The sequence below is a fragment of the Streptococcus sp. HMSC072D07 genome (genome assembly GCF_001814835.1).
In the GTDB taxonomy this organism is placed as follows: domain Bacteria; phylum Bacillota; class Bacilli; order Lactobacillales; family Streptococcaceae; genus Streptococcus.
Genome location: NZ_KV818086.1, coordinates 223,640 through 250,476, shown reverse-complemented (window position 1 = coordinate 250,476; position 26,837 = coordinate 223,640). Strand labels below are relative to the sequence as shown.

At 41.6% G+C, this 26,837-nt stretch carries 32 protein-coding genes; 31 read left to right on the top strand and 1 reads right to left on the bottom strand.

What is annotated here, in order from left to right; all coding sequences use genetic code 11:
• The 24 genes from HMPREF2991_RS10480 to HMPREF2991_RS10365 all read left to right on the top strand — a co-directional run.
• Positions 1-309: LPXTG cell wall anchor domain-containing protein (locus HMPREF2991_RS10480; protein ID WP_142350321.1), on the top strand; the 309-nt coding region annotated here is incomplete at its 5' end.
• A 213-nt stretch (positions 310-522) separates the two neighbouring features.
• On the top strand, positions 523-1,140 hold the full coding sequence (locus tag HMPREF2991_RS10475; RefSeq protein WP_000639298.1) for a class I SAM-dependent methyltransferase: 618 nt from the start codon (positions 523-525) through the stop codon (positions 1,138-1,140).
• Positions 1,141-1,153: 13 nt separating this feature from the next.
• Positions 1,154-1,777, top strand: coding sequence for a Type 1 glutamine amidotransferase-like domain-containing protein (locus HMPREF2991_RS10470; protein ID WP_000811172.1), 624 nt, complete (start codon positions 1,154-1,156; stop codon positions 1,775-1,777).
• A 156-nt stretch (positions 1,778-1,933) separates the two neighbouring features.
• The gene (rpsU, locus tag HMPREF2991_RS10465) at positions 1,934-2,110 is read left to right on the top strand and encodes a 30S ribosomal protein S21 (RefSeq protein ID WP_000048054.1); all 177 of its coding nucleotides are present in this window, start codon (positions 1,934-1,936) and stop codon (positions 2,108-2,110) included.
• Positions 2,111-2,174: 64 nt separating this feature from the next.
• Positions 2,175-3,137 carry a hypothetical protein gene (locus tag HMPREF2991_RS10460; protein WP_070567682.1) on the top strand — a complete coding sequence of 321 codons (963 nt, stop codon included), beginning with the start codon at positions 2,175-2,177 and terminating at the stop codon, positions 3,135-3,137.
• Between the two features lie 136 nt (positions 3,138-3,273).
• Positions 3,274-4,209, top strand: a complete 936-nt coding sequence (gene hprK, locus HMPREF2991_RS10455) for an HPr(Ser) kinase/phosphatase (protein WP_000115192.1) — start codon at positions 3,274-3,276, stop codon at positions 4,207-4,209.
• Positions 4,202-4,990 carry a prolipoprotein diacylglyceryl transferase gene (gene lgt / locus HMPREF2991_RS10450; RefSeq protein ID WP_000609709.1) on the top strand — a complete coding sequence of 263 codons (789 nt, stop codon included), beginning with the start codon at positions 4,202-4,204 and terminating at the stop codon, positions 4,988-4,990. The genes hprK and lgt overlap by 8 nt, the downstream gene beginning before the upstream one ends.
• Complete coding sequence (locus HMPREF2991_RS10445; protein ID WP_000895033.1) at positions 4,991-5,374, top strand: DUF948 domain-containing protein; 384 nt, start codon at positions 4,991-4,993, stop codon at positions 5,372-5,374.
• A 15-nt stretch (positions 5,375-5,389) separates the two neighbouring features.
• On the top strand, positions 5,390-5,788 hold the full coding sequence (locus tag HMPREF2991_RS10440) for a YtxH domain-containing protein (protein WP_070567680.1): 399 nt from the start codon (positions 5,390-5,392) through the stop codon (positions 5,786-5,788).
• A gap of 73 nt (positions 5,789-5,861) precedes the next feature.
• Positions 5,862-6,992 (top strand): radical SAM family heme chaperone HemW, encoded by a 1,131-nt coding sequence (hemW, locus tag HMPREF2991_RS10435; RefSeq protein ID WP_070684039.1) that lies wholly within the window; start codon positions 5,862-5,864, stop codon positions 6,990-6,992.
• 4 nt (positions 6,993-6,996) lie between these two features.
• Complete coding sequence (locus HMPREF2991_RS10430) at positions 6,997-7,734, top strand: acyl-[acyl-carrier-protein] thioesterase (protein WP_049477696.1); 738 nt, start codon at positions 6,997-6,999, stop codon at positions 7,732-7,734.
• A gap of 10 nt (positions 7,735-7,744) precedes the next feature.
• Complete coding sequence (locus tag HMPREF2991_RS10425) at positions 7,745-8,518, top strand: TIGR01457 family HAD-type hydrolase (RefSeq protein ID WP_000323533.1); 774 nt, start codon at positions 7,745-7,747, stop codon at positions 8,516-8,518.
• On the top strand, positions 8,508-9,128 hold the full coding sequence (locus HMPREF2991_RS10420; RefSeq protein ID WP_070684036.1) for a TIGR01906 family membrane protein: 621 nt from the start codon (positions 8,508-8,510) through the stop codon (positions 9,126-9,128). The genes HMPREF2991_RS10425 and HMPREF2991_RS10420 overlap by 11 nt, the downstream gene beginning before the upstream one ends.
• A gap of 217 nt (positions 9,129-9,345) precedes the next feature.
• A complete protein-coding gene (locus HMPREF2991_RS10415) occupies positions 9,346-9,747 on the top strand; it encodes a Spx/MgsR family RNA polymerase-binding regulatory protein (RefSeq protein WP_000631261.1) in 402 nt (133 codons plus the stop codon).
• A complete protein-coding gene (locus HMPREF2991_RS10410; RefSeq protein ID WP_001041968.1) occupies positions 9,748-10,026 on the top strand; it encodes a UPF0223 family protein in 279 nt (92 codons plus the stop codon).
• Positions 10,016-10,789 (top strand): inositol monophosphatase family protein, encoded by a 774-nt coding sequence (locus HMPREF2991_RS10405; protein WP_070567670.1) that lies wholly within the window; start codon positions 10,016-10,018, stop codon positions 10,787-10,789. Before HMPREF2991_RS10410 ends, HMPREF2991_RS10405 begins: the two co-directional genes overlap by 11 nt.
• Entirely contained in the window at positions 10,790-12,094 is a 1,305-nt protein-coding gene (locus HMPREF2991_RS10400; RefSeq protein WP_070567668.1) for an RsmF rRNA methyltransferase first C-terminal domain-containing protein, read from the top strand.
• Positions 12,095-12,304: 210 nt separating this feature from the next.
• Entirely contained in the window at positions 12,305-13,183 is an 879-nt protein-coding gene (locus HMPREF2991_RS10395) for a phosphate ABC transporter substrate-binding protein PstS (protein ID WP_009730333.1), read from the top strand.
• Positions 13,183-14,100 (top strand): phosphate ABC transporter permease subunit PstC, encoded by a 918-nt coding sequence (gene pstC, locus HMPREF2991_RS10390; RefSeq protein ID WP_001070951.1) that lies wholly within the window; start codon positions 13,183-13,185, stop codon positions 14,098-14,100. The genes HMPREF2991_RS10395 and pstC overlap by 1 nt, the downstream gene beginning before the upstream one ends.
• Positions 14,090-14,974 carry a phosphate ABC transporter permease PstA gene (gene pstA / locus HMPREF2991_RS10385; RefSeq protein WP_000543055.1) on the top strand — a complete coding sequence of 295 codons (885 nt, stop codon included), beginning with the start codon at positions 14,090-14,092 and terminating at the stop codon, positions 14,972-14,974. The genes pstC and pstA overlap by 11 nt, the downstream gene beginning before the upstream one ends.
• A gap of 10 nt (positions 14,975-14,984) precedes the next feature.
• Positions 14,985-15,788: a phosphate ABC transporter ATP-binding protein PstB gene (gene pstB / locus HMPREF2991_RS10380; RefSeq protein WP_000049851.1), complete on the top strand. Its 804-nt coding sequence runs from the start codon at positions 14,985-14,987 to the stop codon at positions 15,786-15,788.
• A 12-nt stretch (positions 15,789-15,800) separates the two neighbouring features.
• Positions 15,801-16,559 carry a phosphate ABC transporter ATP-binding protein PstB gene (pstB, locus tag HMPREF2991_RS10375; RefSeq protein WP_001287329.1) on the top strand — a complete coding sequence of 253 codons (759 nt, stop codon included), beginning with the start codon at positions 15,801-15,803 and terminating at the stop codon, positions 16,557-16,559.
• Positions 16,560-16,570: 11 nt separating this feature from the next.
• Positions 16,571-17,224 (top strand): phosphate signaling complex protein PhoU, encoded by a 654-nt coding sequence (gene phoU / locus HMPREF2991_RS10370; protein ID WP_042902108.1) that lies wholly within the window; start codon positions 16,571-16,573, stop codon positions 17,222-17,224.
• A 157-nt stretch (positions 17,225-17,381) separates the two neighbouring features.
• Positions 17,382-18,197, top strand: coding sequence for an ABC transporter substrate-binding protein (locus HMPREF2991_RS10365; protein ID WP_042768133.1), 816 nt, complete (start codon positions 17,382-17,384; stop codon positions 18,195-18,197).
• Positions 18,198-18,216: 19 nt separating this feature from the next.
• Here the strand turns inward: HMPREF2991_RS10365 and HMPREF2991_RS10360 are convergent, their stop codons facing one another.
• On the bottom strand, positions 18,217-19,488 hold the full coding sequence (locus HMPREF2991_RS10360) for an aminotransferase-like domain-containing protein (protein ID WP_070567666.1): 1,272 nt from the start codon (positions 19,486-19,488) through the stop codon (positions 18,217-18,219).
• Between the two features lie 145 nt (positions 19,489-19,633).
• On the opposite strand from HMPREF2991_RS10360, the gene budA reads away from it, so the two are divergent.
• The 7 genes from budA to HMPREF2991_RS10325 all read left to right on the top strand — a co-directional run bounded on the left by budA (position 19,634) and on the right by HMPREF2991_RS10325 (position 26,086).
• On the top strand, positions 19,634-20,365 hold the full coding sequence (gene budA / locus HMPREF2991_RS10355) for an acetolactate decarboxylase (RefSeq protein WP_000375405.1): 732 nt from the start codon (positions 19,634-19,636) through the stop codon (positions 20,363-20,365).
• Between the two features lie 9 nt (positions 20,366-20,374).
• Positions 20,375-21,130: a YhfC family intramembrane metalloprotease gene (locus HMPREF2991_RS10350; RefSeq protein WP_070567664.1), complete on the top strand. Its 756-nt coding sequence runs from the start codon at positions 20,375-20,377 to the stop codon at positions 21,128-21,130.
• A 110-nt stretch (positions 21,131-21,240) separates the two neighbouring features.
• The gene (gene murB, locus HMPREF2991_RS10345) at positions 21,241-22,146 is read left to right on the top strand and encodes a UDP-N-acetylmuramate dehydrogenase (protein ID WP_000111590.1); all 906 of its coding nucleotides are present in this window, start codon (positions 21,241-21,243) and stop codon (positions 22,144-22,146) included.
• A 158-nt stretch (positions 22,147-22,304) separates the two neighbouring features.
• Positions 22,305-23,462 carry an ABC transporter ATP-binding protein gene (locus tag HMPREF2991_RS10340; protein ID WP_000742905.1) on the top strand — a complete coding sequence of 386 codons (1,158 nt, stop codon included), beginning with the start codon at positions 22,305-22,307 and terminating at the stop codon, positions 23,460-23,462.
• Positions 23,443-24,249, top strand: a complete 807-nt coding sequence (locus tag HMPREF2991_RS10335; RefSeq protein WP_000754115.1) for an ABC transporter permease — start codon at positions 23,443-23,445, stop codon at positions 24,247-24,249. The genes HMPREF2991_RS10340 and HMPREF2991_RS10335 overlap by 20 nt, the downstream gene beginning before the upstream one ends.
• Positions 24,246-25,019 carry an ABC transporter permease gene (locus HMPREF2991_RS10330; protein WP_070567660.1) on the top strand — a complete coding sequence of 258 codons (774 nt, stop codon included), beginning with the start codon at positions 24,246-24,248 and terminating at the stop codon, positions 25,017-25,019. Before HMPREF2991_RS10335 ends, HMPREF2991_RS10330 begins: the two co-directional genes overlap by 4 nt.
• Positions 25,016-26,086: an ABC transporter substrate-binding protein gene (locus HMPREF2991_RS10325; RefSeq protein WP_070567658.1), complete on the top strand. Its 1,071-nt coding sequence runs from the start codon at positions 25,016-25,018 to the stop codon at positions 26,084-26,086. Before HMPREF2991_RS10330 ends, HMPREF2991_RS10325 begins: the two co-directional genes overlap by 4 nt.
• Positions 26,087-26,837 lie beyond the last annotated feature (751 nt).

Sequence of the window (26,837 nt, the reverse complement as noted above, 5' to 3'; positions counted from 1 at the left end):
GTAATCTCACCAGATGGCACCGTCACCTTTACTCCAGAGGCAGACTTTGTAGGGCAAGCCAAAGGTGTGAAAGTGATCCGTAAAGATCGCAATGGAAATATCATTTCAGGATTCTATACTCCAACCGTAGTAGAACTTCCTGTCGTTGAAAATCCAGAACAACAAGATATTACAGAAGAAAGAACTGCTAAAACTCTTCCAAATACGGGTTCTGAGGAGACATCTCACTTGACAGCTGGTCTATTGGCTGCTTTATCAGGTATGGGATTGATTTCTCTAGCTCAAAGAAAGAAATCTGAGGAAGAATAATTAGTAGCGAAAATCATCTAGTAAGTTGTTTTAGATACTTGATTGAAATGATTACATTCATCGCTATCTAAGAAGATGTCAGTCTAACAGAAAGAGAGAACCAATTGGTTCTCTCTTTTTGGTAATTGGTTTGAAAATCGTTTAATTATTTTGCATCAATTGTTCACTATCCTGCTAAAGTGGTATAATAAAGTTATACGAGGAGGCTAGACTTTGATTTATATAATTGGTTTTACTTGTTTTTTACTTTTGATGTTACTGTTTTCTCGTCTCATTCAGCAATCAAAGAACCCTTCGGGCTTTCTAGGAAAACGAATGATGAAATTGTGGAATAGAGCCTATCTCCCCATGTTTGTATGGGCAATTCGTCATCTGGATAGGACATTTTACCCTGCAATCTTAGATGTAGGAGTTGGGAATGGCCGTTCAACCATCCAACTGAAAGAAACTTTTCCGCAAAGTACTATAACTGGAATTGATATTTCAGATGTAGCAATAGCTCAAGCCAAACAGATAGAGATAACTAATATAAATTTTGAACGAAGAGACGTTAGGGATACAGGCTTTTCTGATGAAAGTTTTGATTTAATCACAGCTTTTCAAACTCATTTTCATTGGCAGGATCTAGAGGCTTCTTTTATGGAACTTCGAAGAATACTCAAATCAGACGGGATGCTCTTACTGGCTTGTGAATATAACAAGTTGTCTTACTTTTTACCAGAGGTCCAAAGCGAAGAAGCATTTAGACGATTCTTGTTGTTAATAGGGTTTGAGCTTATAACTAGTCAAAGAAAGGGAGCGTGGATCCTTTATAAAATTGTTAAACATTAATGGAGGTACAGTCATGAAACAATTATTTTTATGTTCATACTTTGCTGGAGTCAAAAAGCTTTTTAGCGATTATGCAAAGGAAAAGAATCTAGAAAATAAGGTTTTATTTATTCCTACCGCTGGGAACAAAGAGGATTATACTGCCTATATCGATGAGGCTCAGCAAACATTCAAAGATTTAGGATTTGAGATAGAGGTTCTAGATATTGCTTCTTGTGATCGAGAAACTGCACAGGCAAAGATTTTCCAAAGCAAAATTCTTTATATCTCTGGCGGGAATACCTTTTATTTATTGCAAGAATTAAAGAAAAAGCAACTCCTATCTCTTATCAAAGAACAAATAAGAGATGGGCTGATCTATGTGGGAGAATCAGCAGGGGCTATCATTACCGCCAAGGATATTGACTACAATAAGCTCATGGACGACAAGACGGTAGCGAAAGAGTTATCGGATACAACGGGATTGGATGAAGTGGATTTTTACATCCTTCCACATTATAGTGAGGAGCCTTTTACTGATAGTAGCAAGAAGACCTTTGAAACCTATAAAAATCAGCTCGACTTAATGCGAATGAACAATTCACAAGCTGTTATTGTAAATGATAAAGAAATAAAAGTTGTTTCTGAACAGGATTAAAATAATTTTTTTCGCTATTATGACATCTATTCTAATACGTTGTTCCTTTTAAAAAGAAAAGGGAAGATAATATAAGTTTATGTCAGTTTTCCCTTGACAAATATTCATTTTGCGTGTAAAATGGAATAGATCTTGAACTTGAAGGGAGTGAAAAAAATGTCTAAAACAGTAGTACGTAAGAATGAATCTCTTGACGATGCACTTCGTCGTTTCAAACGTGCGGTTACTAAAGCTGGTACTCTTCAAGAAACACGCAAACGTGAATTCTATGAAAAACCTTCTGTAAAACGTAAACGTAAATCAGAAGCAGCTCGTAAACGTAAAAAATTCTAATTTGAAATAAAAGGCTAGACTTGTCTAGTCTTTTTTTGCATAGTATTTAGAGGAACAAATTCTTATGAAAGAGTATATAAAAGAATATCAAAAGATGCGTGAAAATCACTTGGAAGATTGGGGTTATTGTGCTGATCCGATAGATTGGAAGGAATTTGAAGAGTCAAACCAAAGAATTTTTGAAAAGTATTTGACCGATTCAAAAGTGTTGTCTGACAAGGTTTTAAGGGTAAAATTGTACAGTAGCTTATTGCTAGATGATATTAAATATTTTTCCTATTATGCGGCGTTTTTAGATGGGGATTATACACAGTTAAACAATGCGCTATGGCAAACAGGAAGAACTGAGTTGATGAGAGGCGGTTTGTTAGCAAGTGGAACCATTTACACAGATGGAATTTTGAAAGGCTTGTTTACCTCTTTTGCTTGTAACGATTTTTCAGCCATTCCATCATTCGTCCCCAAAGATTTACCCTTGTTGAAAGGAACTTATTATCCAGAAAATGTGATGAATCTTTTATACGCTCTTTATTATCAAGATGAAGAAAGATTATCCGAGTCTCTCTTGCGTGCACAACAGTTTTTAGAGAAGAAAAAACGAACTGGTATGGAAGAATTTTCTGTTAGGTATTTTATAAGTTTGGCAAGAAAAGATGCAGTTGCATTAAGTGAGTCCTTACAAAGTTTATGCCAAGCTTATCAGAGACGAGGTTACCCTTATGAAAAGATCGATAAGTGCTTTGCGGATGAGATTCATGGTCTATATCGATTGGTACGATTGTTTGACCATTCCTTGTTTGAAGAAGTCAGTATGCCGTCTCATAAGACTTTTTTGAAGGAGTTTGAAGAATGGCAAGTCCAAAATCAGTTTCCAAAAGGTCAACAGTTCTATACCTATCCTCAAGATATGGCTGATGCAAATAGAATACTAACAAAAGGTCTTCCAAGGATTTACTTAGAAAAATCTGGAAGGGACTTGGTGATAGACGTTGACCGATTTGCAGTAGATTTGTCTCGGTTGATTTAAAAGAGTACGAAAAGACTTCCTAGTCAAATCTTTTCCCAAGTAACATCAAATAAATACTGTAAATCCTGCAAAAAAAGGAAACTTCCACCTACAATTTGATATAATAGTAAGGAGAACTCGATTGAAGGAGGAAATTATGTCGGTTTTAGTAAGAGAAGTCATTGAAAAGCTCAGACTAGATATTGTCTATGGCGAAGGCGAATTACTTGAAAAAGAAATCAATACTGCGGACATTATGAGACCTGGTCTTGAAATGACGGGCTATTTTGATTACTATACACCAGAACGGATTCAGCTGTTAGGGATGAAGGAGTGGTCCTATTTAGTTGCCATGCCTGCCCAGAACCGTTATCAAGTTTTGAAGAAAATGTTTCTACCTGAAACACCAGCGGTTATCGTGGCTCGTGGCCTGGTGGTACCAGAGGAAATGTTGAGGGCTGCTAGAGAATGCAAGATTGCGATTTTAACCAGTCGAACAGCAACCAGTCGTTTATCTGGAGAACTTTCTAGCTATCTTGATTCCCGTTTGGCTAAACGTACCAGTGTGCATGGTGTCTTGATGGATATCTATGGCATGGGTGTCTTGATCCAAGGGGATAGTGGTATCGGTAAGAGCGAGACAGGTCTTGAACTTGTGAAGCGTGGACACCGTCTAGTAGCAGACGATCGTGTAGATATTTATTCTAAGGATGAGATGACTCTTTGGGGCGAACCTGCTGAAATCTTGAAGCATTTACTTGAGATTCGTGGAGTTGGGATTATTGATATCATGAGTCTCTATGGTGCAAGTGCTGTAAAAGATTCTTCACAAGTTCAGCTAGCAGTTTATTTGGAAAATTATGATACGCATAAGACCTTTGACCGTCTAGGAAACAATGCCGAAGAACTCGAAGTTTCTGGTGTAACGATTCCACGTATCCGCATCCCAGTAAAAACAGGACGAAATATTTCCGTTGTTATTGAGGCGGCTGCCATGAACTACCGTGCTAAAGAAATGGGCTTTGATGCGACACGTTTATTTGAAGAACGCTTGACAAATCTAATCGCTCAAAATGAGGTGAAACATGATTAATCCAGTCGCATTTGAAATTGGTCCCTTTGCTATTCGTTGGTATGCTTTGTGTATTGTAGCTGGTTTGGTTCTGGCAGTCTATCTTGCTATGAAAGAAGCTCCTAAAAAGAAAATTCTGTCAGATGATATTTTAGATTTTATTCTGATTGCTTTTCCAGTTGCAATTTTAGGTGCTAGACTATACTACGTACTCTTTCGCTTAGATTATTATCTGCAAAATCCAGGTGAAATCATCGCCATCTGGAATGGTGGTTTGGCCATTTACGGAGGTTTGATAGCGGGCGCTATTGTCCTTTATATCTTTGCAGATAGAAAGCTGATCAATACTTGGGATTTCTTAGATATTGCAGCACCGAGCGTCATGGTTGCCCAGAGTTTAGGGCGCTGGGGGAACTTCTTTAACCAAGAAGCCTACGGTGCAGCAGTAGATAGTCTGGATTATTTGCCGGGCTTTATCCGTGACCAGATGTACATCGATGGTAGCTACCGTCAGCCGACCTTCTTATATGAGTCGGTTTGGAATCTAATTGGATTTGCTTTGATTCTGATTTTTAGACGAAAATTGAAGGGAATCAGACGTGGTCATATCACTGCTTTCTACTTGATTTGGTATGGCTTTGGTCGTATGATCATCGAAGGGATGCGGACGGATAGTCTCATGTTCTTTGGTCTGCGAGTTTCCCAATGGTTATCAGTTATCCTTATCGGACTCGGTATTTTTATCATACTTTATCAAAATCGAAAGAAAGCCCCTTTCTATCATACAGAGGAGGAAAAATAAATGTTAGAAGTTGCATATATACTTGTTGCGATTGCTTTGATTGTCTGTTTAGTCTATTTGACAATCACAATTCAAAAAGCAGGTCGTATGATTGATGAGACAGAGAAAACCATCAAAACGTTGAGCTCAGATGTGAACGTTACCTTGCATCAGACTAATGAATTGTTGGTTAAGGTCAATGTGTTAGCAGACGATATCAATATCAAAGTTGCGACGATTGATCCACTCTTTACGGCGGTGGCAGACTTGTCTGAGTCAGTATCTGACCTCAACCAACATGCACGTGTTTTAGGCAAAAAAGCTTCATCTGCTGGTTCAAAAACCATTAAAACAGGTGCAGGCTTGTCAGCTCTTCGTGTCGCAAGTAAATTTTTCAAAAAATAAAAAAGGAGAAATCTTATGGGAAAACTATCCTCTATCCTTTTAGGAACAGTTTCAGGTGCAGCTCTTGCTTTGTTTTTGACCAGTGACAAGGGTAAACAAGTTTGCAGTCAAGCTCAAGATTTTCTAGGTGATTTGAGAGAAGATCCAGAATATGCCAAAGAGCAAGTCTGTGAGAAATTGACAGAAGTGAAGGAACAAGCAACGGACTTTGTGCTGAAAACAAAGGAACAAGTAAAATCTGGTGAAATTACTTTTGATAGTGTTCTTGACCAAGCCAAAACATGTGCTCGACAAGCGACAGAAGCGTCAAAGGAAACCTTTAACAATCTCAAGGAGCAATGGCAAGACCAGTCAGCAACTCCAGACGTTGCTGAAGACCAAGAAGAAATCATCATCGATATTACTGAAGTATAATGCATCACCATCTCTGGTTTTTGGAGATGGTGATTTTTATCTGCAAGCTTGTCTTTGTGGTATAATAAGTACTATGCAGAAAAAACCAACGTCCGCCTATGTGCATATTCCCTTTTGTACACAGATTTGTTATTATTGTGACTTTTCAAAAGTATTTATCAAGAATCAACCAGTAGATAGTTACCTAGAGCATCTGCTAGAGGAGTTTCGTTCTTATGATATCCAAAAATTGCGAACCCTCTATATTGGAGGTGGGACACCAACTGCTTTGTCAGCTCCGCAACTAGAAGTGCTCTTGGATGGCTTGACTAAAAACTTGGACTTGTCTGTCTTAGAAGAGTTGACCATTGAGGCTAACCCAGGAGATCTGAACGCGGATAAGATTGCGGTTTTGAAAAACTCGGCTGTCAATCGTGTTTCCCTAGGTGTCCAGACCTTTGATGACAAAATGCTGAAAAAGATTGGGCGCAGTCATTTGGAAAAGGATATTTATGAGAATATCGACCGCCTCAAACTGGCTGGTTTTGACAATATCTCCATCGACCTAATTTACGCTCTTCCTGGTCAGACCATGGATCAGGTCAAGGAAAATGTGGCTAAGGCCATTTCGCTTGATATTCCTCATATGAGCCTTTATAGCTTGATTTTGGAGAATCATACGGTCTTTATGAACCGTATGCGTCGAGGGAAATTGCCCTTGCCCAAGGAAGAGTTAGAAGCAGAGATGTTTGAGTACATCATTGCAGAACTTGAGCGAGCCGGCTTTGAGCATTATGAGTTTTCCAATTTCTCCAAGCCAGGCTTTGAAAGTCGCCACAATCTCATGTACTGGGATAATGCTGAGTACTATGGTATCGGTGCGGGTGCTTCAGGTTATGTGGACGGAGTTCGTTATAAAAACCACGGTCCTATTCGACATTATCTCAGTGCGGTAGAGGCAGGAGATGCTCGGATAACTGAAGAACGCCTGAGCCAAAAGGAGCAGATGGAAGAAGAAATGTTTTTGGGACTTCGCAAGAAATCTGGGGTTTCCATGGCTAGATTTGAGGAAAAATTCGGACGTTCCTTTGATGGACTTTATGGCGAGATCATCAGAGACTTGGTTCACCAAGGCCTTATGCAGATCTACGGTGATCGTGTCCGAATGACAAAGAGGGGTCTCTTCTTGGGAGACACTGTAGCAGAACGATTTATTTTGGAGTAGAACAATGGGCTTAACTTATCAAATGAAAATGAAAATTCCTTTTGATATGGCGGACATGAACGGTCATATCAAACTTCCAGATGTGATTTTGCTGTCCTTGCAAGTATCAGGTATGCAGTCAATTGAGCTGGGAGTTAGCGACAAGGATATGTTAGAACGCTACAATCTGGTCTGGATTATTACAGACTATGCGATTGACGTGGTACGTTTGCCTCGCTTTGCTGAGGAGATTACGATTGAAACAGAAGCCTTAACTTACAATCGTCTTTTTTGCTACCGCCGTTTCACTATCTATGATGAAGCAGGTCAAGAAATCATTCGCATGGTAGCAACCTTTGTTCTTATGGACAGAGACAGTCGTAAAGTCCATGCTGTCGAACCGGAGATTGTTGCTCCTTATCAGTCTGAGTTTGATAAAAAACTGATCCGTGGGCCAAAGTATGCAAATCTAGAAAACCCGTTCAGTAAAGACTACCATGTTCGTTTTTACGACTTGGATATGAATGGTCATGTTAATAACAGTAAATACTTGGATTGGATTTTTGAGGTTATGGGAGCAGATTTTTTGACCAAGTATATTCCAAAGAAAATCAATCTCAGATATGTCAAAGAAGTGCGACCAGGTGGAATGATTGCTTCAGCTTATGAACTCAAGGGACTAGAAAGCAAGCATGAGATTATCAGTGATGGGGAGATCAATGCTCAAGCTATGATTACGTGGCAAGAAATTGAAGGCAATTAGAAAGGACGATATGGCTTATAAAGGTTATTTAATTGATTTAGACGGAACCATTTACAAGGGGAAAGACCGAATTCCCGCGGGTGAGGCTTTTGTCCATGAGTTACAAAAAAGAGAAATTCCCTACCTCTTTGTGACCAATAATACAACTCGTACTCCTGAGAGTGTTCAAGAGATGTTGGCTCAGAATTTTAACATTAATACACCTCTATCAACTGTCTACACAGCGACTTTGGCAACCATCGACTATATGAACGACTTGGGACTGGAAAAGACAGTCTATGTCATTGGTGAAGCAGGGCTCAAGGATGCTATCCAGGCGGCAGGTTATGCGGAAGACAAGGAAAATCCTGCCTATGTGGTAGTTGGACTGGACTGGCAAGTCGACTATGAAAAATTTGCGACGGCGACTCTAGCCATTCAAAAGGGGGCTCACTTTATCGGAACCAATCCTGACCTCAATATCCCGACGGAACGTGGTCTCTTGCCTGGTGCTGGTTCACTAATTACACTTCTTGAAGTCGCTACACGGGTAAAACCAGTTTATATCGGAAAACCAAATGCTATCATTATGGATAAGGCAGTTGAGCACTTAGGTTTGAAAAGAGAAGAATTGCTCATGGTTGGAGACAATTACCTGACAGATATCCGAGCAGGGATTGACAATGGTATTCCAACTCTCTTGGTGACAACAGGTTTTACCAAGGCAGAAGAAGTAGCGGACCTGCCAATCGCACCAACTCATGTGGTGTCTAGCCTTGCGGAGTGGAATTTTGATGAGAACTAAACTGACTTTTTGGGGAAGTATGCTTTTTCTCCTTTCCATTTCTATTCTCTTAACCATTTATCTGGCATGGATTTTCTATCCTATGGAGATTCAGTGGCTGAACTTAGCGGATCGAGTCTATCTAAAGCCCGAAACCATTCAGTACAATTTTCATATCTTGATGAATTACCTGACCAATCCCTTTAGTCAGGTCTTAGAGATGCCAGATTTCCGTTCGTCAGCGGCTGGTTTACACCACTTTGCGGTGGTGAAGAATCTCTTCCACTTGGTTCAGCTGGTCACTTTGGTGACACTTCCAAGTTTCTATTTCTTTGTTAAAAAGATTGTCAAAAAAGGCTTTTTAGCACTATATCGTAAAAGTATCTTGACTTTAGTACTATTGCCTCTGATCATTGGGCTTGTAGGAGTGTTGATTGGTTTTGAGCAATTATTTACTCTGTTCCATCAGATTCTCTTTGTGGGAGACGATACCTGGCTTTTTGATCCAGCAAAGGATCGAGTTATTCTGATTTTACCAGAGACTTTCTTCCTCCATGCCTTTTTACTTTTCTTTGCCTTGTATGAAGGAATGTTTGGTTTCCTTCTTGCTAAAGCTTCAAGGAAAAAGTAGATAAAATTCTGTATTTTTAATAAAAAACGAGAGAAGTTACTCCACTCCCTATATATTGTTAGGTTATCCTAAAGATAAATTTGTAAAACAGGTGATTTTTACAGAAAACAGTCTATTTTCTATGAAAAAATAGGCTTTTTTTCTAAAAATACCTAGTCAAGCGCTTTATTTTTTTGTATAATAGAAATAGCAAGTATAGATTAAAGAAGAGAAAAGCATGATTACACTATTTTTATCACCGAGTTGTACATCATGTCGTAAGGCAAAGGCTTGGTTAGAGACGCATAAAGTGCCCTTTCAAGAGCATAATATTATGACTAGTCCTTTAACAAGAAAAGAATTACAACATATTCTTTCCTTGACCGAAAATGGTACTGATGACATCATTTCAACTCGTTCAAAAATCTTCCAAAAATTAGATATTGATGTAGAGAGTATCTCGGTATCGGAGTTGCTTCAGTTGATTGAGCAATATCCTAGTCTTTTGCGTCGCCCAATTATTATAGATACCAAACGCATGCAGATCGGTTTTAATGAAGATGAGATTCGTGCTTTTCTCCCTCGTAGTTACCGTAAACAAGAATTGAAAGAAGCAACATTGAGAGCTGGTATAGGATAGATGAACAAACAGTATAGTTACCCACTAGATTTGTCGTGGAGCACTGAAGAACTTGCTTCAGTGCTTTCTTTTTTTAATGATGTTGAAGCCGCCTATGAAGATAAGGTAGAAGCTAAAAAACTGCTAGAGTCTTACAAGGAATTTAAGTCAGTCGTTCCGAGCAAAAGTGAAGAAAAGCGCTTAGGTCGCGAATTTGAGACGGCTAGCGGTTATTCCTTCTATCATGCAGTTCAATTAGCAAAAGAAAAAAGAGAAGGGAAGATTTCTCTTGGAAACTAAATTTGAATTTGCCAAACAGATTGTGCAGGACGCTGCTGACTATATTTTGGCTCACATGAAAGAAGATTTGCAGGTTGAGCGCAAGTCTTCACCTACCGACTTGGTGACGCGTTTGGATAAGGAAGTTCAGCAACTCTTGGTTGATCGGATCAAGTCCTCCTATCCTGAGGACTTGATTTGCGCGGAAGAGGGTTGTTTACGTGCTGCAGTCGGTCAAGGTTGTGTTTGGGTGATTGATCCCATTGACGGTACCAATAACTTTGTCGCTCAGCAGGAAGATTTTGCCGTGATGTTGGCTTATTTTGAGGACGGTGTGGGCAAATTTGGTGTCATCTATGATGTCATGAAAGGTGATTGTTACCATGGTGGTGGTGCCTTTCCTCCTTGTCGTAATAATGATCCCTTACCGACTTTTAAAAGGAAACCTCTTCAAGAATTTTTAGTTGCCGGTAACTCAGGTATGTTTGAAACCAATGAGTGGGGTTTGGGTGATTTGGGTCGAGCAGCATTGGGTGTCCGTGTTTACGGCAGTGCGGCCATTAGTTTTGCCAAGGTTTTATCGGGTCGTCTTCTGACTTATATTACCTACTTGCAGCCATGGGATTACGCTGCGGCCAGTATCTTAGGGGAAAGTCTGGGTTATCGCCTTCTTACGGTATCGGGTGATCCCGCTGATTTTAAAACGCGTCAGCCTGTCATGATGGTGCCAATCGAGATGCAAGAAGAGATTCAGTCTTATATCTACGAAAGGAAAGAGAACTAAATGCAATTTCCAGAAGGATTTGTTGAAAAATATGAAGCGATACTAGAAGATGAGGCAAGAGACTTTCTTGCCTCTTTTAAACAGGAAGCAGTATCGGCTTTTCGGGTTAATCCCTTAAAAGAAAGTCAGTTGTCGTTTGCGGATGCTATTCCCCATACACCTTGGGGACACTATGGTAAGGTCTCAGGGAAGTCACCAGAGCACGTGACCGGTCTCGTTTATTCGCAAGAGCCTGCAGCCCAAATGGTGGCCCAGGTAGCTCAACCAAGTCCTGGCATGAAGATCTTGGACTTGGCAGCGGCACCAGGTGGGAAATCCACTCAACTAGCATCCTATATGGTTAATCAAGGAGTCCTTGTTTCCAACGAAATTTCAAGCAAGCGTGCTAAGATTTTAGTGGAAAATATGGAGCGATTTGGAGCCACAAATGTTGTCGTGACCAATGAATCTGCTGACCGCTTAGCCAAGGTTTTTAAAGGTTACTTTGATGTGATTGTCCTTGATGCACCTTGCTCGGGTGAAGGGATGTTTCGTAAGCAGCCCGATGCCATGGATTATTGGAGTACCGATTATCCTAGCCAATGCGCTAGTCTCCAAAGGGAAATTCTAGAAGATGCAGTGACCATGCTTGCTGAAGGTGGTCGTCTGGTTTATTCGACCTGTACTTGGGCACCTGAGGAAAATGAAGAAATCATCCACTGGTTGCTGGATACTTATGAATTTGAACTGCTTCCAGTCGAGCATGTGAACGGTATGGTAGCAGGAATTGATCTTCCTGAAACTGCGCGGATGTATCCTCATCATTTCAAGGGAGAAGGCCAGTTTGTTGCACACTTACAGTTTAAGGGACAAAATCCAGCACCTAAATTCAAAGCTAGCAAGAGCAATCTCAGTCGTGAACAGCTGGACTTGTGGCAAGAATTTGCCCAAAAACACTTACAGGTCAATCTAACTGGTATCTTGCAGACTTTTGGAGATCAGCTCTATCTCTTGCCAGAGATGCTACCTGATCTAGGGAAGCTCAAAATTGCCCGAAATGGGCTCCATCTGGGGACGTTTAAGAAGAAACGATTCGAACCAAGCTTTGCTCTGGGATTAGCCTTGAAACCAAGCCAAGTGAAACAAAGGGTCGAAATCAATGATGAGGACTTTGTAAAATATGTGGCTGGTGAGACTGTTCAATTGTCTGAAGCTCTACCAAATGGATGGTATCAAGTTGTGGTTCAAGGAAACGGATTAGGCTTTGCCAAAGTAACGGGAAATGTTTTGAAAAATTATTATCCAAAAGGGCTCAGATTCAGGTGAAAAAGCTAGTCAAAGAGCCTATTCTATGTTATAGTGGAAGTATGAGTTTTTTCTGATAGTCTTTCATTATTACTTATATTATACGATGGAATTTCCCGCTCCGAAGAATGTCTAGATAAAATAAAGCGGGACAATCATTGATGATAATTGGATGATCAGGACAAACGGAAGAAATCAGAACATTTATCATTATGTTCAAGGAGAATAACAGTGAAAAAAAGAAAAAAGCTTGTCATGTCTCTTGCAGCTCTTTTGATGGCAGGTTCTCTAGCAGGATGTGCTAGCTGGATTGATCGTGGAGAATCCATGACAGCCGTTGGTTCAACAGCTCTTCAGCCTCTTGTCGAAGCGGCAGCAGATGAATTTGGTTCTAGAAACATCGGAAAAACAGTCAATGTTCAAGGCGGTGGATCGGGTACAGGACTATCCCAAGTCCAGTCTGGAGCAGTAGACATCGGGAACTCTGACGTCTTTGCAGAGGAAAAAGATGGAATCGATGCTTCAGCTCTAGTAGACCACAAGGTTGCAGTGGCTGGTCTTGCTGTGATTGTAAACAAGGAAGTGGATGTTGAAAATCTCACAACCGAGCAACTTCGCAAAATCTTTACAGGTGAAGTTACCAACTGGAAAGAAGTTGGGGGCAAAGACCTGGCCATTTCAATCATCAACCGAGCAGCAAGTTCTGGTTCACGAGCGACGTTTGATACGGTGGTTATGAATGGTCAATCTGCTATGCAGAGCCAAGAGCAGGATTCTAACGGGATGGTCAAGTCGATTGTATCCCAAACGCCTGGAGCCATTTCTTACCTAGCCTTTGCCTATGTAGATGACTCCGTGAAAAGCATGAAACTGAATGGGTATGAGCCTACGTCTGAGAATGTAACGACCAACAACTGGCCTTTGTGGTCTTATGAACATATGTACACACTTGGTCAGCCAAATGAGTTAGCTGCTGAATTCCTGAATTTTGTCCTCTCAGATGAAGCTCAAAATGGAATTGTTAAGGGAATGGGCTATATCTCTATCAATGAAATGAAAGTCCAAAAGGATGCTTCAGGTACCGTTACAGCAGTAGAAGGAGGTCAATAATGAATCAAGAAGAATTATCTAAAAAATTACTCTCTCCTTCAAAGAACTCTCGCCTTGAGAAGTTTGGTAAAGGTTTGACCTTCACTTGCCTTTCTTTGATTGTTATCATTGTGGCGATGATTTTGATTTTTGTAGCCCAAAAAGGCTTGTCGACCTTCTTTGTCAATGGAGTGAACATCTTTGATTTCCTCTTTGGACAAACTTGGAATCCTTCAGGGAAACAATTTGGTGCTCTTCCGATGATTTTGGGTTCCTTTATTGTGACGATTTTATCAGCTCTTATCGCAACACCCTTTGCTATTGGTGCTGCAGTATTTATGACAGAAGTATCACCAAAGGGTGCAAAGATTTTGCAACCGGCCATCGAACTTCTTGTCGGTATTCCTTCAGTCGTCTATGGATTTATCGGTTTGCAAGTTGTGGTGCCTTTTGTTCGTAGCGTCTTTGGTGGAACTGGTTTTGGGATCTTGTCAGGGATTTTCGTTCTCTTTGTCATGATCCTACCAACTGTAACCTTTATGACAACAGACAGCTTGCGTGCTGTTCCTCGTCATTACCGTGAAGCCAGTTTGGCTATGGGAGCTACTCGTTGGCAAACCATCTGGCGTGTGACCTTGAAAGCAGCACGTTCAGGTATTTTCACTGCAGTGGTCTTTGGGATGGCGCGTGCCTTCGGTGAAGCCCTTGCTATTCAGATGGTTGTCGGAAACTCAGCAGTTATCCCAACATCTCTAACAACACCAGCTGCGACCTTGACTTCTGTTTTGACTATGGGTATCGGAAATACCGTCATGGGAACGGTGGATAATAACGTTCTCTGGTCACTGGCCTTAGTCTTGCTCTTGATGAGTTTGGCCTTTAACAGTGTGATTAAATTGATTACGAAAGAAAGAGGAAAGAAAAACTATGCACGCTAAGAAATTAGATAAACTTGCAACAGCTGTCCTCTATACCATCGCGGGTATCATCGTGACCATTTTGGCATCTTTGATTCTCTATATCTTGGTGAGAGGGTTACCGCATATCTCTTGGTCCTTCTTGACTGGGAAATCCTCCTCTTATCAAGCAGGTGGGGGTATCGGGATTCAGCTCTACAATTCCTTCTTCCTTCTGGTCATTACCTTGATCATTTCTGTTCCGCTATCTATGGGAGCTGGTGTATTCCTCGCTGAGTATGCCAAAAAAGGGCCTGTGACCAATTTTATTCGTACCTGTATTGAGATTTTGTCTTCTCTACCATCAGTCGTTGTGGGTCTCTTTGGTTACTTGATCTTTGTAGTCCAGTTTGAGTATGGATTTTCAATCATTTCAGGTGCCTTGGCCTTGACGGTCTTTAACCTGCCTCAGATGACTCGAAATGTTGAGGACAGTTTAAAACATGTTCACCATACACAACGTGAGGCTGGTTTGGCCCTCGGAATTTCTCGTTGGGAGACTGTGGTCCATGTCGTCATTCCAGAAGCCCTTCCAGGTATCGTAACGGGTGTTGTCCTGGCATCTGGCCGTATCTTTGGTGAGGCTGCCGCTCTTATCTATACGGCAGGACAATCCGCTCCAGCCCTTGACTGGTCTAACTGGAATATCCTCAGTGTTACCAGTCCTATCTCAATCTTCCGTCAAGCAGAAACCTTGGCTGTCCACATCTGGAAGGTCAACAGTGAAGGAACCATTCCTGATGCTACCATTGTATCTGCTGGTTCTGCCGCTGTGCTCCTCATCTTTATCTTGATTTTTAACTTTGGAGCACGCAAACTCGGAAGCTATTTACACAAGAAATTAACCGCTGCCTAAAGGAGAAGCCATGTCAAAATATAACTGGGATGAAAAGCATATCATCACCTTCCCTGAAGAAAAAGTGGCCCTCTCTACCAAGGATTTACATGTTTACTACGGTAAAAATGAATCCATCAAGGGCATCGATATGCAATTTGAAAAAAATAAAATTACAGCCTTGATTGGTCCGTCTGGATCAGGGAAATCTACCTATCTTCGCAGTCTCAATCGGATGAATGATACCATTGATATTGCCAAGGTAACAGGCCAAATCCTCTACCGAGGGATTGACGTCAACCGTCCAGAAATCAATGTCTATGAGATGCGCAAGCATATCGGAATGGTTTTTCAACGTCCAAATCCATTTGCTAAGTCTATTTACCGCAACATCACATTTGCTCATGAACGTGCAGGTGTTAAGGACAAGAAAGTACTTGATGAAATTGTCGAAACCTCTCTAAGACAGGCTGCCCTTTGGGATCAGGTCAAAGACGACCTCCACAAATCAGCCTTGATGCTTTCTGGTGGTCAGCAACAACGTCTCTGTATCGCTCGCGCCATCTCTGTCAAGCCAGATATCCTCTTGATGGATGAGCCTGCTTCAGCCTTGGATCCGATTGCGACAGCCCAGCTGGAAGAAACCATGTTGGAATTGAAGAAGGACTTTACCATCATCATCGTTACCCACAGTATGCAACAGGCTGCGCGTGCGAGTGACTACACAGGATTTTTCTACTTGGGTGATTTGATTGAGTACGATAAGACCTCCAATATTTTCCAGAATGCTAAGTTACAGTCAACCAATGACTATGTAACGGGACACTTTGGTTAGAAAGGAAACGGTATGTCAGAAGCGATTTTACAGGTGTCAGACCTGTCCGTTTATTACAATAAAAAGAAGGCCTTGAATAGTGTTTCCCTTTCTTTCCAACCTAAGGAAATAACGGCCTTGATTGGTCCTTCTGGATCAGGAAAGTCTACCCTGCTCAAAGCTATCAACCGCATGGGCGATCTAAATCCTGAAGTGACAACAACAGGATCAGTAGTCTATAATGGTCACAATATATACAGCCCCCGCACCGATACGGTTGAATTGCGTAAGGAAATCGGTATGGTCTTTCAACAGCCCAATCCCTTCCCTATGTCTATCTACGAAAATGTTGTCTATGGGCTGCGTATCAATGGAGTTAAGGACAAGCAAGTTCTAGATGAAGCAGTAGAAAAGGCCTTGCAACGTGCTTCTATCTGGGATGAAGTAAAGGATCGTTTGCATGATTCAGCCATTGGTCTCTCAGGTGGACAACAACAACGTGTTTGTGTTGCTCGTGTCTTAGCAACCAGTCCGAAAATTATCCTCTTAGATGAACCAACTTCAGCTTTGGATCCTATTTCTGCAGGTAAGATTGAGGAAACCTTGTATGGTCTGAAAGATAAATACACCATGCTCTTGGTAACGCGTTCGATGCAACAGGCCTCACGTATCTCTGATAAAACAGGATTTTTCCTAGATGGGGATTTGATCGAGTTTAACGATACGAAGAAGATGTTCCTAGACCCACAAAACAAGGAAACAGAAGATTATATTACAGGAAAATTTGGATAAGGAGTTGAATGATGTTACGATCTCAATTTGAAGAAGATTTGGAGAAATTGCACAACCAGTTCTATGCTATGGGACAAGAAGTGCTCTCGCAGATCAATCGTACAGTGCGTGCCTTTGTTACGCATGACCGTGATTTGGCAAAAGAAGTCATCGAAGACGATGCAGAAGTAAATGAATATGAAGTGAAGTTGGAAAAGAAATCATTTGAAATGATTGCCCTCCAACAACCTGTTTCGCAAGACCTTCGTACCGTCTTGACCGTTCTCAAGGCAGTGTCAGACGTGGAACGCATGGGAGATCATGCTGTGTCTATCGCTGAGGCGACTATTCGTATGAAGGGGGAGCAACGTATCCCTTCTGTTGAAGAAGAAATCAAAAAGATGGGACGCGACGTGAAAAACTTCGTCGAAGCAGCTCTAGATCTTTATCTCAACGGGTCTGTGGATCAAGCCTACGAAGTAGCAACGATGGACGAAAAAATCAACCATTACTTTGACAGCATTCGTGAATTGGCTACAGAAGAAATCAAGAAAAATCCTGAAGCCATTGTTACAGGACGCGATTACTTCCAGGTTATTTCCTTCTTGGAACGTATTGGAGACTACGCAAAAAATATCTGTGAATGGGTTGTTTACTTTGAAACAGGTAAGATTGTCGAACTATAAGAAACGGTTTAAATATACAGAAATAAGGCTGGTTAGAATAAATCAGTCTTCTTTTTTTATGAAAAGAATTGTTTTACAATCAAAATCTCTAAAAAGGTTGACAACTATTTTTAAAAGAGTTATAATTATTCAGAATTAACAGAAAGGTCGTTTATTTATGAAATTCAAGAAATGGATATTAGTTGTGTGTAGCATGCTTGCCAGTGTGGTTCTAGTAGCTTGCCAGTCAGGTACGGATAGTTCCCAGTCTGCTGTGGACGCTATCAAACAAAAAGGAAAGCTAGTCGTTGCGACCAGCCCAGACTATGCGCCGTTTGAATTCCAATCCTTGGTAGATGGTAAAAACCAAGTGGTTGGTGCAGATATTGATATGGCTCAAGCAATTGCAGACGAGCTTGGGGTTAAACTTGAAATCTCTAGCATGAGTTTTGACAATGTCTTGACCAGTCTTCAAACTGGAAAGGCTGACTTGGCCATTGCAGGAATTAGTGCTACAGATGAGAGAAAGGAAGTCTTTGACTTTTCAATCCCTTACTATGAAAATAAGATGAGTTTCTTGGTTAGAAAAGCTGATTTAGACAAATACAAGGATCTTACAAGCCTCGCAAGTGCCAATATCGCAGCTCAAAAGGGAACTGTGCCAGAAACCATGGTCAAGGAACAATTGCCAAATGCCCAGTTGACATCCTTGACCAATATGGGGGAAGCAGTCAATGAATTGCAGGCTGGAAAAGTGGATGCTGTTCATATGGATGAACCAGTTGCTCTTAGCTACGCAGGTAAAAACTCAGACCTTGTCGTTGCATCTGTTAACTTGACAATGAAAGATGGCGAAGCCAATGCCGTTGCTATTAAGAAGAATCAATCAGACTTGAAAGCAGTAGTCGATAAGGTTATCCAAAAACTGAAAGACGACGGAACCTATCAAAACTATCTTGAAAAGGCAGCGAAACTAACAGAAGTTGAACAATAAGAAAAAGCAGAGTTGGACTTTAATCCAATTCTGCTTTTATGTATTCTAATAGCTCTTCTAGATTTTCAAGAGTGACTTTGGCAAACTGATAAGGGCAAGCATCCAAATAAGCCTTCTCAAAAAAGTCTAGTTTGAGTGAGCTGTGTTTCAAACTGGCAATCTTAGGATAGTGCCTCAAATCAAGCAAAAGACCATCGTGTAGAGGGTAGTGGGGCAAGGGACAGGTGTTTTCTTTAAGCACTTTCTTTATCCGAGCTTGATAGTTCTCTTGAAGGCTCAATCGAGTCAGTCGATTTTTTTCAAATAACTGGCTATCGATGTAAAGAGAAAGAGCCTTTTGCATGATGAGATTGCTGTCATAGTCCAGGATATTTTTGTAGGAAACAAAGGCCTCTTTTAGGGTATTTGGGAGAATGAGAGCGGTAATACGAAGGGCTGGAAAGAGACTTGTTGAGAAGGACTTGATATAAATGACCCGATCTTCAGTATCCAGATAGTGGAAGGTTTGGCCCTTTCTAGGATCTAGATCCCCTAAATAGTCATCCTCGACGATGTAAACACCATACTGGTTTGCTAGATCCAGAATGGCCCTTTTTTCCTGATCAGAATAGGAATGGCCAAGAGGATAGTGGAAGCGAGGAATGGTATAGAAAAACTTGATTTTTCCAGATTTAAACTGTTCTTCCAGTTCTTCAAGGTCAATGCCATCAATACGGCGTTCAATGGTCTGGTAGGCTAATCCTTGAGCGACCAAGAGACGGTTCATCCGATGGTAAGTCGGCTGTTCAACTAGAATCTCCGCTCCCTTGCTCGGGAAGTCAATCTGAGAAAGGATAAAAAGAGCTTGCTGGGTACCAGATGTTAGAACCAGTTGATCGGGTTTGCAGTAGAGGGCTTGGTCAAAGAGGAGTTGATGGACAGATTGTCTGAGTTCCTCAAGGCCTTCTTGGTTGTCATAGTAGTTGAAGAGGTAGTTTTCTCGGCCTATCAGGGTTTCATTGACACAGAGTCGGAAGTCGTCATAGGCACTGGCATGTTCGTCAGTGACTTCGATTTCCAAGTCCTGATGCTGTCCTTGCTCCAGAACATAGTAGCCACTTTGGGGTTTGGCATAGAGGTATTGTTCATGGCGTAATTCCAGTAGGGCTCGTTGGATAGTGTCCTTGCTACAGTGGAAGTCTTGGCTCAATTGACGGATGGAGGGAAGCCGGCTACCTGTTGGAAATTTTCCTGATTCGATCCCCTTTTTTAGAAAGGAAACGACTGCTTGGTATTTACTTTCTTTCTTCATTCCAGACCTCCGTTGATTTTGTTACATTGTACCTTTTTTTTGTCTCCTTTGCAATGGGAAAAGCATTTCTCCCTTTCACAACTAGGAGTAAATGTGGTATACTTAGAAAGTATGATGATTCATTGAACAGAAGATAAGAAAGAGAATGGATAGAAAAGTGCAGGAACCGGTTAAATTATTTCAATACAATACTCTAGGTGCCCTAATGGCTGGTCTCTATGGTGGAACCATGACAGTAGGAGAATTGCTGGAACATGGTGACCTTGGTTTGGGGACTTTGGATTCGATTGACGGGGAATTGATCGTCCTTGATGGCAAGGCTTATCAAGCCAAGGGGTCTGGTCAAACGCCTGAAATCGTTGAAGTGGCAGCGGATGCCCTTATTCCCTATGCAGCAGTGGTTCCTCATCAGGCAGAAGTGATTTTTCGTCAGCGCTTTGAGATGACTGACAAGGAATTGGAAAAGCGAATTGAGTCCTACTATGATGGGGAAAATCTTTTTCGTTCCATCAAGATTCATGGCGAATTTTCACAAATGCACGTGCGGATGATTCCCAAATCCACACCTGATACCAAGTTTGCTGATGTCGCGACTCACCAACCTGAATATAGCCGTGAAAATGTATCGGGAACTATTGTTGGGTTTTGGACACCGGAAATTTTCCATGGAGTGAGTGTTGCAGGCTACCATTTGCATTTTATCTCAGATGATTTGACTTTTGGTGGACACGTGATGGACTTTGTTATCAAAGAAGGAATGATCGAGGTTGGGGCAGTCGACCAGTTGGATCAACGTTTTCCAGTCCAAGATCGCCAGTATTTATTTGCTAAATTTAATGTTGACGAGATGAAGAAAGATATTGATAAGTCAGAATAGGAGAAAAAGATGACAGTACATATTATCCTCACCATGATCGCTTTAGTTCTCATTCTAGTAAGCGGAACTTGGTATGCCAAAAAACGGTTTAAAATCTCTCTTGCAGTGATGGGCTTGGGGGCAATCGCATTTTTTGTTTCTTCTCAAGTGTTAGAAAAGATGGTTCACCTTCTGGTACTCCATCCGCAAAAGGATGGAACCATTCCGCTCATGCAGGAGCAGCCTTTCTTATACGTCCTTTATGGAATCGCCATGGCGGCCCTCTTTGAGGAAACGGCTCGTCTTGTCTTTTTTAAATGGTTGGAGAAAAAGAGAAGGCTAGAAGATCGAGATGCTTTGGCTTATGGTTTGGGACATGGGGGCTTGGAGATGCTCTATCTCGGAATGGGAAGCTTGATCAGTTTGTTGATTCTCTTTTCACTCATTCAGTCTTCAAATACTGATGTAGCCAATCTCCTTCCAAAGTCTACACTCGAAACGGTTCAGTCTCTATCGGTTTGGCAGGTTTATTTACTAGGAGTTGAGCGTGTGCTTGCCTTGGTTCTGCAAATTGGTCTCTCTATCTGGGTCTATCAAAGTGTTCGTCAAAAGAAATGGATCTACCTCCTTGCTGCCTATGGTTTGCATGCCTTGTTTGACTTGGCTCCAGCTTTATCTCAGGTAGGATGGATTGCAAATCCACTTGTAGTGGAGGGCATTCTTCTTGTAGAAGTACTGGCCTTTGTCTGGCTAACAAAATCTACATTTTTGAAAAAATCATCATAAAAAGAGGTTCACCTCTTTTTTTATGTAATGATAAAACAAGCTCTTTTTATGGTCGTCAAATGTCTCTAAAAATGGTATAATGGAATGAATTTTGAAAAAGGAAGAGTGACATGTCAGTAAAAGAAAAAATGCTTGAAATCCTAGAAGGAATCGATATTCGTTTTAAGGAACCTTTGAAGACCTATACCTATACCAAGGTTGGAGGTCGAGCAGATTACCTAGTTTTACCGCGCAATCGCTATGAGATGGCGCGTGTTGTTCAATTTGCCAATCAAGAGAATATTCCTTGGATGGTGCTAGGAAATGCCAGCAATATCATTGTTCGTGAAGGTGGAATCCGTGGTTTTGTCATCTTGTGCGATAAGCTCAATAACGTTTCGGTTGATGGCTATACCATCGAAGCAGAAGCAGGAGCCAACTTGATCGAAACGACACGTATTGCTCTCCGTCATAGTTTGACTGGTTTTGAGTTTGCTTGTGGGATTCCTGGAAGCATCGGTGGAGCTGTCTTTATGAATGCGGGTGCCTATGGAGGAGAGATTGCTCATATCTTGCAGTCTTGTCAAATTTTGACCAAGGAAGGGGAAATCGAGACCTTATCTGCCAAGGACTTGGCTTTTGGTTACCGCCATTCAGCTATTCAGGATTCTGGGGCTGTTGTTTTGTCAGCTAAATTTGCCCTAGCTCCAGGGAATCATCAGGTTATCAAGCAAGAAATGGACCGCTTGACGCACCTACGTGAACTCAAACAACCTCTAGAATACCCATCATGTGGGTCAGTCTTTAAGCGTCCAGTTGGGCATTTTGCAGGACAGCTGATTTCAGAAGCTGGCCTGAAGGGCTATCGAATCGGTGGTGTGGAAGTATCTGAAAAGCATGCCGGTTTTATGATCAATGTTGCTGACGGAACGGCCAAAGACTATGAAGACTTGATCCAATCTGTTATTGAAAAAGTCAAGGAACACTCAGGTGTCACTCTTGAAAGAGAAGTCCGAATCTTGGGTGAGAAAGAATAAGGTTGGGGTAGAAAAGTTGCTGCTATAACCATTTAAAGGGGGTGAAAGCCTATCGTTAGTGAAGATGTATGTAGGCAGTTTAATCTCCTACACGAGGTGGTAGCGGCCTGACAGAGCCCTGATCTGTTAATTTATGAAAAAGAAGGAATTTATGACAATTGAAAAAACCAATTATTGAATTCAAAAACGTCTCTAAAGTTTTTGAAGACAGCAACACCAAGGTTCTCAAAGACATCAATTTTGAGTTGGAAGAAGGGAAATTTTACACTCTTTTGGGTGCATCTGGTTCAGGAAAATCAACCATTCTAAACATCATTGCAGGTTTACTGGATGCGACGACAGGGGATATTTTACTGGATGGGGTGCGGATCAATGACATCCCAACTAATAAACGAGATGTCCATACCGTCTTCCAATCCTATGCCTTGTTTCCACATATGAATGTGTTTGAAAATGTTGCCTTTCCACTCCGCTTGCGTAAAGTCGACAAGAAAGAAATCGAACAACGTGTTGCGGAAGTTCTCAAGATGGTTCAGTTGGAAGGTTATGAAAAACGTTCCATCCGTAAACTCTCTGGAGGACAACGTCAGCGTGTGGCTATTGCCCGTGCTATCATCAACCAACCTCGTGTGGTTTTGTTGGATGAGCCCTTGTCAGCGCTGGACTTGAAATTGCGAACAGACATGCAGTACGAACTGCGTGAATTGCAACAACGATTGGGAATTACCTTTGTCTTTGTTACTCATGATCAGGAAGAAGCCCTTGCCATGAGTGACTGGATTTTCGTTATGAATGATGGCGAGATTGTCCAGTCTGGAACACCAGTTGATATCTACGATGAGCCAATCAACCATTTTGTTGCTACCTTTATCGGTGAGTCCAACATCTTGCCAGGAACCATGATTGAGGACTACTTGGTCGAGTTCAATGGCAAACGCTTTGAAGCGGTCGATGGTGGGATGAAGCCAAACGAGCCTGTGGAAGTTGTCATTCGTCCAGAGGACTTGCGCATTACCCTTCCTGAAGAAGGCAAGCTCCAAGTTAAGGTTGATACCCAGCTTTTCCGCGGGGTTCACTATGAGATTATCGCCTATGACGAGCTCGGAAATGAATGGATGATTCACTCAACTCGTAAGGCCATTGTGGGTGAGGAAATCGGTCTGGACTTTGAACCAGAAGATATCCATATCATGCGTCTCAACGAAACCGAAGAAGAGTTCGATGCTCGTATCGAAGAATACGTAGAAATCGAAGAGCAAGAAGCAGGTCTGATTAACGCAATCGAGGAGGAAAGAGATGAAGAAAACAACCTCTAAACTCTTTGTAGTGCCCTACATGCTTTGGATTGCCCTCTTTGTTCTCGCACCCTTGGTCTTGATTTTCGGTCAATCCTTTTTCAACATTGAAGGGCAGTTTAGTTTAGAAAACTATAAATCCTATTTTGCATCACAAAACTTGACCTATCTTAAAATGAGTTTTAACTCAGTGCTCTATGCAGGGATTGTGACCCTAGTGACGCTACTCATCAGTTATCCAACAGCCCTCTTTTTGACTCGTCTTAAGCACCGTCAGCTCTGGCTCATGCTGATTATCTTGCCAACCTGGATCAATTTGCTCCTTAAAGCCTATGCCTTTATCGGGATTTTTGGTCAAAATGGCTCTATTAACCAATTTTTGGAATTCATCGGAATCGGTTCGCAGCAGTTGCTCTTTACCGATTTCTCCTTTATTTTTGTCGCAAGCTACATCGAGCTTCCCTTTATGATTTTGCCGATTTTCAATGTCTTGGATGATATGGACAATAATCTGATCAATGCCAGCTATGACCTCGGTGCGACCAAGTGGGAGACCTTCCGCCACGTTATCTTCCCTCTATCAATGAATGGAGTGAGAAGTGGGGTTCAGTCGGTCTTTATCCCCAGCTTGAGTCTCTTCATGCTGACACGTTTGATTGGTGGGAACCGCGTTATCACACTGGGAACGGCTATTGAGCAGAACTTCCTGACCAATGACAACTACGGTATGGGTTCTACCATCGGTGTGATCCTCATCCTGACCATGTTTCTCACCATGTGGGTGACCAAGGAAAGGAGAGAACGATGAAAAAATTTGCTAATCTCTACCTAGCCTTTGTCTTCATCATCCTATATTTACCAATCTTTTACTTGATTGGCTATGCCTTTAATGCTGGCGATGATATGAACAGCTTTACTGGTTTTAGCTTGAGCCATTTTCAAACCATGTTTGGTGATAGTCGTCTCATGTTGATCCTCACCCAAACCTTTTTCTTGGCCTTTCTATCAGCCTTGATTGCGACCATTATCGGGACTTTCGGAGCTATCTATATCTACCAGTCTCGTAAGAAATACCAAGAAGCCTTTTTATCACTCAATAATATTCTCATGGTTGCACCTGACGTTATGATTGGTGCCAGCTTCTTGATTCTCTTTACCCAGCTTAAGTTTTCTCTTGGCTTTTTGACGGTTTTATCTAGTCACGTGGCCTTTTCCATCCCAATCGTGGTCTTGATGGTCTTGCCTCGCCTCAAGGAAATGAATGATGATATGATTCACGCGGCTTATGACCTAGGTGCCAGCCAGTTTCAGATGTTTAAGGAAATCATGCTTCCTTATCTCACACCGTCTATCATTGCAGGTTATTTCATGGCCTTCACCTATTCGCTGGATGATTTTGCCGTGACCTTCTTTGTCACAGGGAATGGCTTTTCGACTCTATCAGTCGAGATTTACTCTCGAGCTCGCAAGGGAATTTCGCTGGAAATCAATGCCCTGTCTGCCCTTGTCTTTCTCTTTAGTATTATCCTAGTTGTTGGATATTACTTTATTTCACGTGAGAAGGAGGAGCAAGCATGAAAAAACTCTATTCATTTTTAGCAGGAATTGTAGCGATTATCCTTGTCTTGTGGGGAATTGCGACTCATTTAGATAGTAAAATCAACAGTCGAGATAGTCAAAAATTGGTTATCTACAACTGGGGAGACTACATTGATCCCGAACTTTTGGAGAAATTCACAGAAGAAACAGGGATCCAAGTTCAGTATGAGACCTTTGATTCCAATGAAGCCATGTATACCAAGATTAAGCAAGGTGGAACGACCTACGATATTGCCATCCCAAGTGAGTACATGATCAACAAGATGAAGGATGAAGATCTCTTGGTTCCCCTTGATTATTCAAAAATTGAAGGAATCGAAAATATCGGACCTGAGTTTCTCAACCAGTCTTTTGACCCGGGAAATAAATTCTCCATTCCTTATTTCTGGGGGACCTTGGGAATTGTCTACAATGAAACTATGGTAGAGGAGGCGCCTGAGCATTGGGATGACCTCTGGAAACCAGAATACAAGGATTCCGTCATGCTCTTTGATGGGGCGCGTGAGGTGCTGGGACTCGGGCTTAACTCACTTGGTTACAGCCTCAACTCCAAGGATCCTCAGCAGTTGGAAGAGACAGTAGACAAACTCTACAAATTGACTCCAAATATCAAGGCCATTGTGGCGGACGAGATGAAGGGTTACATGATCCAGAACAATGCTGCTATTGGTGTGACCTTCTCAGGAGAAGCCAGCCAGATGTTGGAGAAAAATCCTAACCTCAAATATGTCGTTCCGACAGAGGCCAGCAACCTCTGGTTTGACAATATGGTCATTCCCAAAACCGTGAAAAACCGAGATGCAGCCTATGCCTTTATCAACTTTATGTTGAAACCCGAAAATGCTCTGAAAAATGCGGAGTATGTGGGCTACTCAACACCTAACCTACCAGCCAAGGAAATGCTCCCAGAGGAGACTCGTGAGGACAAATCCTTCTATCCAGACGCTGATACCATGAAACACCTAGAAGTTTATGAGAAATTTGACCATAAATGGACAGGAAAATACAGCGACCTCTTCCTCCAGTTTAAAATGTATCGGAAGTAGGAGTATATAAAAAACGAATTAGTCAATCTAGTTCGTTTTTTGTTTTAAAAAATTTATATTTGGGCTTGACAAAAGCAATTTTAATGATAAAATAGTATCCTTTATTCATTTAGGAGGAAAAAAATATGTGATTTATTTGGTATTCAGAAATGAAAACTCTTACAAAGTATGATATACTAGTAGTAGTTTTAAATAGGTTATATCTATTGCTTGTTATAGGGTTACATACAAGATATGGGGTATAGCTACCTATCTACCTCGCGAGGGGCCGGAAACTCGTTCCAATTTGGACATGTTTGTGTTACCCAATTCCTTGTCTAGCTACCTATCTACCTCGAGAGGGGCCGGAAACAACGCCATGTAACCATCTTCGTCGAACCAGTACCGCTTACGTATAGGTACCTATCTACCTCGCGAGGGGCCGAAAACAATTCAGGTTCCGCATACCAACTTACATCTAAACCATAAAGAACACCCTACGCACCTCGGTAGGGGACGGAAACAGCAGAATCCAGATAGCTATGAATCGTTTCACTTCACTTAAACAACCTATTCACCTCGAGAGGGGCCGGAAACAGGTAGCGCTCAAAGTTCTTGTTCAATCGGTCATTCGTATAGCCCCCTATCTCCCTCGAGAGGGGCCGGAAACACCCCACCAGCAGTGACATCAATGTAATGAAGATGTTTTTGTATAGATACCTAACTACCTCGCGAGGGGCCGGAGACCACGCTCTAAATTTTGGAATCATCC